This is a genomic window from Puniceicoccales bacterium, from assembly GCA_031255005.1.
Classification (GTDB): Bacteria; Verrucomicrobiota; Verrucomicrobiia; order Opitutales; family LL51; genus JAIRTH01.
Map to the genome: position 1 here is coordinate 25,321 of JAIRTH010000024.1, position 6,211 is coordinate 31,531.

Below are 6,211 nucleotides of genomic sequence, written 5' to 3' on the forward strand. Positions count from 1 at the left end.
CATCGGAGTTATCAAGTAGTAGGGTAAGTATTCTTAACATTTATAAGATACTTTCCACTTATATGTCGGATTATGAGAAATCTCTGAAAGAATCGCTGGGCGTTATACAAGGTTCAACTGCGTCGGAGATAGATCAGGGCACATTACTTGAGTTACAGGCGATGGTTCAAACCTGGGGTACGATTTCAGCAACTTCTACTGGTATCGTGCGTTCCATCGGCGACACGTTGTCGAAAATCACCCAGAATATTCGCTAGAAATTGGAGATTTTGCATTGAGCTTGAACCAAACAGTTTCTTCCGGTGACTCGGAGGCTCCGCTGGAATATTCTGATATTCCAACGGACATTATCCGTATGCTGATGGACATAGGTTATGTGGCCACCGGCTGTGGATTCAAGGCCAGTGCAGAATGCATTTTCGATGCATTGATCGCTGCAAGACCATCCAGCGAATTGCCACTGATTGGCCTCGCGGTGGTTAAGATGAGCTTTGGCCAGGTTTCCGAAGCATCGAAAATTCTTACCGAAAGTGTGGCCAAGATAAATCCAGATAGCCAATTGGCAAAGGCTTTTTTTGGCCTGCTTCTAAAGCAAATCGGATCCAATCGCGAGTCTGAAAAGGTGTTAAGTGAAGTATTGGAAACTAATTCAGACGAAGATGCAGTGGCATTGGCCAAAAGCATTTTGTCCGATGTGGGTCGATAGAGATAATTAATTTATAAAGAAAGGTAATATTATGTCAGTAGAATCAATCAGTATGGGCCAGATACCCAATAAAAATGTCAGCGACAGTTCTGTGGATTTAGATAAAATTCAGCCAAAATCTGTATCTGATTTGGATGGAATTAATTTTGAAAATGAGATGAGTCAGCCTGATCCGGCCAAACCATTGATGGTCAATTCCATAGATAAACAGCAGATGCAGGCTGCTTTGGATAAGGAGATGGAAATTAACCAATCTCCCGGTGATAATATTCTTCAAACCGTTCAGGGCGTTAGAGATCAGTATATGCAGATCGAGGATAATTTGAGAGCGCTCACGTCCAAGGGCAGCGATTTAAGCAGTGTAGATTTGATGCAGCTTCAGTTTGAAGTCATGCAACTGAGCTATATGAATGAGCTTTCATCGAAGGCAGTGGATAAAACGAATAATATGGCACAGACGTTGATGCGTAACCAATAGCAATGCAATCAGTAATTTAATTATATCCATAGTTTATAATCCCATTATCCGGTGCCGAATTCTTTCGGTGCCGGTTTATTTATACTACTAAACTAAGTTTGCTATTTGACTAGATCGATTTTTTTTATACTATGAACACAGCTACTTGGGGTGTTATGAGTAAGTCTGTATTGGATAGGGTATTGTTGCTTGGGATGTTATGCATTTCATTATTTCTGACAGGTTGCGGCAAGTCAGCACTGTATTCCGGCCTGAAGGAGAAGGAAGCCAATGAAATAATCTCCATTCTGCAACAATACGGTTTCAGCGTAGAAAAAGTATTGGGCAAGGAAAATGTTTGCAGTGTTATTATAGATAAGACTAGATTTTCGTTGGCAATAGAAATTTTAACATCAAAAGGCTATCCAAAAACTAAGTTTGAGACCGTTGGCGATGTTTTTAAAAAATCCGGATTGGTTTCATCTCCGCTGGAAGAGCGGGTGCGATTCATGTATGCCCTGGGTGAAAGCGTTTCGGCCACCATAAACCAAATCCCTGGAGTAATAGAGGCTAAGGTGCACATAGTTTTACCAGAAAACGATCCCTATACGGAAAAAGCTACGCCTTCGTCTGCGGCGGTGTTCGTGTCCTATCGGCCAGATTCGTCGGTGGAGGAATATGTTAGAGACATTAAATATTTGGTGGCGAATAGCATAGAGGGTCTTAACTACGATAAGGTTTCCGTGGCATTATTTCCGATCCAATTGCCTACCTTGCCCCAGTCTCAGACCAATGGAGCCACCATGGTTAATATAGCCGGTCTGGAGATATTATCCTCATCCAAAAATCAGCTTTATATAATTTTTGGCATTTTTGTAGCCATAGTATTGGTTTTATTTTTGGTCATATGTATCATGGCCTATCGGAGTGTGAGTCTCCAAAAGAAAGCGGCCGAAGTGGAAAAGTCAAAGCCCGAGGCGGAGCCAAAAAAAGGTGATGAAATAATTGAATAAACTTTGTATTTCGATGAGCCAGCTGGATTACATTAGGAACACGCTAAAGAAGGACCCAAGGGTCTTTTCCGAGATCTGCGATTTTAACGATAATGTTATAAAATATTTGCATGATGATCACCTGGCGAAGCTAGATTGTAAAAAATCCATCCTGTGGGAGCTGTCTAGGAATTCGCGTACAAGAAATGCCCTGAATGCCTACATTTCAAAAAAGCTTGATTTGGGTAGTTGGTACGGTGATTTTTCCGAGCAACGCTATGGACTATGTTTGTTTAGCCGAGACGACATTTCTTTGCTGTCAATCTACTTAGGATCGGTGGTCTATGAGCAGGATATCAGGAAAATCGTCCAACATCATGAGTTGAAACAGCTGAAGGATCAGATCGGTGATGCCTATTATTTTTCTATGAAAGAGGCAGATCTATTGGTTAAGAGATCGCAGATAGATGCATTGGCTCTGCCGATTTTTTCAGGAGATATCTATGCCAAGATCGTCCAGGCCGGTAAATTTGTGATATCTGCCTGTTTGGCCGCAATACCCCAGGATTTGGGCCTGAAATTTATCCTGAAATTTCCAAAAAACGAGACCTGGGATTTTTCTCATGAAACTTCGATGACTGACCAATGCTGGGAATTTACAAAAAAAATACTTGGGCACTTGGCCGGCGGCGAGATTCATGTGCCAATGATGATAGGAGGGTAGCTATGTTTGTGATAAAAAATGAAGGTCTACAGCTAATGCCTGGTTCTAAAATCCTTAAGGCTGAAGAATATACTGCCATTGTTTCCATAGGCGATGCGATGAAAATGGCCAATGAAATTAATGCTAAGGTACTAAATCAGGCCAATGCCGAGAGCGATCGGTTGATTGCCGAGGCCAATGCCAGGGCTGAGAAGGTTGTAAATGAAGCCAATGTGCGCAGCGATAATTTAGTCCAGGAAACCAACGAGAAGGTCAGATTACTGGTGGAAGAGAGCAATGCCAAGGCCAAAAAGCTAATCGACGAGGCGGTGGCAAAACAAAATGAGATCTTGGCTTCGGCCAAGGCTCGCTACGAGGAGGAGGCCAAGAAGGGCCGCGAAGATGGTTATGCCAGTGGTAAACAAGAGCTTGCAGATAAGATGATGGAGATTGTTTCAAAGAATGCAGAGAATTTTGCTAAGTTTGAGAGTGAAATGGTCGGTATCGTTAGCAAGGCAGTCCAGCGAATAATCGGAGAAATCGATCAGAAGGATTTGATCACAAATATAGTGAAAACGGCTGTGAAAAATATCAAAAATCAAAAACAAGCTGTACTGAAAGTATCTGCTGCCGAAGCGCAAACCATAAGAGATCGGCTGGATGAAATCCTGGTAAATGGCGATGGCATAAAGTATCTAGAAATAAGTGCAGATTCTCGACTAAAAAGGGGGACCTGTGTCATCGAGACCGAGATTGGGGTGGTTGATGCTAGCTTAGATGTGCAGATGGAAGCCATAACAAAGGCCATTACCAAGGCATTGAAGTGATGGATATTAAAATGGATACGGAAAATCTTGAATATAAAACTGATGGTCAATCGACTGATGAAATCCTTGGGGATATCGAGACCGGAAAGAGTCGCAGCATAGCGTCAATCATCGACCAAAGCATAGAAGAGTCTACTACTTTTAAGTTTAAAGGGAAGGTGTTACAGGTGGTTGGCACCATTATGAAAGCTGCTGTGCCCAGTGTTAAAATCGGCGAGCTATGCATTTTAAAAAATCCCTGGGAAGATTCCGAGCTCTATGCGGAAGTGGTTGGCTTCGACAAACAGGCGGCGATTTTGACTCCTTTGGGAGAGTTGAATGGAATTTCGTCTTCCACCGAAGTGATTCCCACCGGTGATGTGCATATGGTTCCGGTTGGTGATGATCTGATGGGCCGTACGGTGGATGGCCTTGGTCATGCCTCGGTGGATAAAATTCGAGGCAAATTTGAGCCAGAGGCCTATTATCCTGTCTACTGCGATCCTCCGAGTCCCATGTCTCGAGCGCCCATAGCCAAGCCGCTTTCGTTGGGAGTCAGAGCCCTGGATGGATTACTGACCTGTGGTGAGGGTCAGCGACTCGGTATATTTGCTGCGGCTGGCGGCGGAAAAAGTACGCTGTTGGCCCAAATAATTAGAAATACCGAGGCCGAGATAAATGTGCTCGCGCTCATAGGAGAACGTGGTCGTGAAGTCCGAGAATTCATTGAAAAAGATCTGGGAGAAGAGGGAATGAAGCGTTCAATATTGGTGATTGCCACATCGGATCGTTCTGCAATGGAAAGACTTAAAGCTGCCTATGTGGCCACTGCCATTGCCGAATATTTTCGCGACAAAAACAAAAAGGTCTTGTTGATGATGGATTCAGCAACGCGTTTTGCCAGAGCCCAACGTGAAATAGGTCTTGCTGCCGGTGAGCCACCAACCCGAAGAGGGTTTCCTCCATCGGTTTTCGCCACGTTACCAAAGCTAATGGAAAGGGCTGGCCAATCTGCAAAAGGCTCCATAACTGCGCTATATACCGTTTTGGTTGAAGGAGATGACATGACTGAGCCCGTGGCTGATGAAACCAGATCAATTTTGGATGGCCACATAATTCTTTCGCGCAAGCTAGGTTCGGCAAATCATTATCCGGCCATAGATGTTTTGGCGAGCATAAGTCGTTGTATGTCAGCGATCGTACCCGATGATCACAAGGCTGCCGCTGGAAAATTGCGAAACATTTTGGCCAAATACAACGAAGTGGAGTTATTGGTTAGAATTGGTGAATATAAGCGCGGGTCCGATGCCGTCACCGATGAGGCCATCGATCGAATCGAGGCGGTAAATTCATTTTTAAAACAGGGCCAGAAGGAAATAAACACCTTCGATGAAACGGTGGCAAAATTAAAACAGGTGGTTGGTATGTAAGTCAAGTTGCTGTATGGCAAAGAAATATGAGCTGGATGATTTGTTAAGGGTTAGAGAGATTCGCAAGGATCGGGCAGAAAAGAATCTTACCCAGGCTCAGAAGCTGCTAAAGGAAGCCGAGCAGGCATTGGCCAAAGCCAAGCAGGAGCTAGAGGATTATAAATTATTCGTAATCAGTGAAACTAATAGGTTATATAATCAAATTTTAAAAAAAAGTATAAAGAAAAATTCCGTTGATGCACTGCATGCGGCGGTTAAGGAACTTCAAAATAAGATTTTTGAATATGAAAAACGAGTAGAAGATGCGATTGTGATGTGCCAAAAAGCCAAGGAAAATCTCGAAAAAAGGAGAGAGGAATTGGCCCAAGCAAAGCGTAATATCGATAAAATAGAATCTCTAAAAGATAAATGGAGAGAGGAAGTTAAGAAAGAGGAAGAACTTCAGTCTGACCTTGAGATGGAAGACTTTAGGGTAAAAAATTTGGAGTAAATAAATATGAGCGATAATATAAAAATAAGTGGTGATAATCCAGTATTCAATGACCTAGGTGTCGATAAGGTTTCTTTTAATCCGAATACGTTAAAACCTCCATTGCAAGATGATGTTGGTGCTTTTAAGAAAATTCTCGGAGGAAATGATAATGATAAGAAGAAGCCATCTAGTTCTCATTCTGCTGATGATATATCTAAAGCCAATGGAAATAAAAATGAGCGAGTCGATGATCCCATCCGGCATTTTTTTAAGGATCATGAGTCTGATAGCCTAGAAGATTTTGATGGTCAAAATCTACCTGGAAGTTCCTATGGGCTCATCGGAGAAGTCGCTGACGAAGCCTCCGGAAGGCAGGAGCTTGGCGCATCGGCCCAGGAAGATGCTTTGCTAAGTCAGGAAAGTGGTTTCGACCATGGAACTGGTGGCATCGGAGAAGTCGCGGACGAAGTCTCCGGAAGGCAGAGGCTCGGCGCATCGGCCAAGGAAGATGCTTTGCTAAGTCAGGAAAATGCTTTTGGCCATGGAACTGGTGGCATCGGAGAAGTCGCGGACGAAGCCTCCGGAAGGCAGAGGCTCGGCGCATCGGCCAAGGAAGATGCTTTGCTAAGTCAGGAAAATGCTTTC

At 43.5% G+C, this 6,211-nt stretch carries 9 protein-coding genes; all 9 read left to right on the top strand.

Features of this window, described 5'->3' with window-relative positions; genetic code table 11:
* Positions 1-62 precede the first annotated feature (62 nt).
* Positions 63-257 (top strand): hypothetical protein, encoded by a 195-nt coding sequence (locus tag LBH49_02895; GenBank protein MDR0351569.1) that lies wholly within the window; start codon positions 63-65, stop codon positions 255-257.
* A gap of 23 nt (positions 258-280) precedes the next feature.
* Positions 281-706, top strand: coding sequence for an HrpB1 family type III secretion system apparatus protein (locus LBH49_02900; protein ID MDR0351570.1), 426 nt, complete (start codon positions 281-283; stop codon positions 704-706).
* Between the two features lie 31 nt (positions 707-737).
* Entirely contained in the window at positions 738-1,184 is a 447-nt protein-coding gene (locus LBH49_02905; protein MDR0351571.1) for an EscI/YscI/HrpB family type III secretion system inner rod protein, read from the top strand.
* Positions 1,185-1,315: 131 nt separating this feature from the next.
* Positions 1,316-2,176 carry a type III secretion inner membrane ring lipoprotein SctJ gene (gene sctJ / locus LBH49_02910; GenBank protein MDR0351572.1) on the top strand — a complete coding sequence of 287 codons (861 nt, stop codon included), beginning with the start codon at positions 1,316-1,318 and terminating at the stop codon, positions 2,174-2,176.
* Positions 2,177-2,189: 13 nt separating this feature from the next.
* Positions 2,190-2,879 (top strand): SctK family type III secretion system sorting platform protein, encoded by a 690-nt coding sequence (locus LBH49_02915; protein MDR0351573.1) that lies wholly within the window; start codon positions 2,190-2,192, stop codon positions 2,877-2,879.
* A 2-nt stretch (positions 2,880-2,881) separates the two neighbouring features.
* On the top strand, positions 2,882-3,685 hold the full coding sequence (locus tag LBH49_02920) for an HrpE/YscL family type III secretion apparatus protein (GenBank protein MDR0351574.1): 804 nt from the start codon (positions 2,882-2,884) through the stop codon (positions 3,683-3,685).
* Positions 3,685-5,094, top strand: coding sequence for a type III secretion system ATPase SctN (gene sctN / locus LBH49_02925; protein MDR0351575.1), 1,410 nt, complete (start codon positions 3,685-3,687; stop codon positions 5,092-5,094). Before LBH49_02920 ends, sctN begins: the two co-directional genes overlap by 1 nt.
* A 13-nt stretch (positions 5,095-5,107) precedes the next feature.
* Positions 5,108-5,584 carry a type III secretion protein gene (locus LBH49_02930; GenBank protein MDR0351576.1) on the top strand — a complete coding sequence of 159 codons (477 nt, stop codon included), beginning with the start codon at positions 5,108-5,110 and terminating at the stop codon, positions 5,582-5,584.
* Between the two features lie 6 nt (positions 5,585-5,590).
* Positions 5,591-6,211: hypothetical protein (locus LBH49_02935; GenBank protein MDR0351577.1), on the top strand; the 621-nt coding region annotated here is incomplete at its 3' end.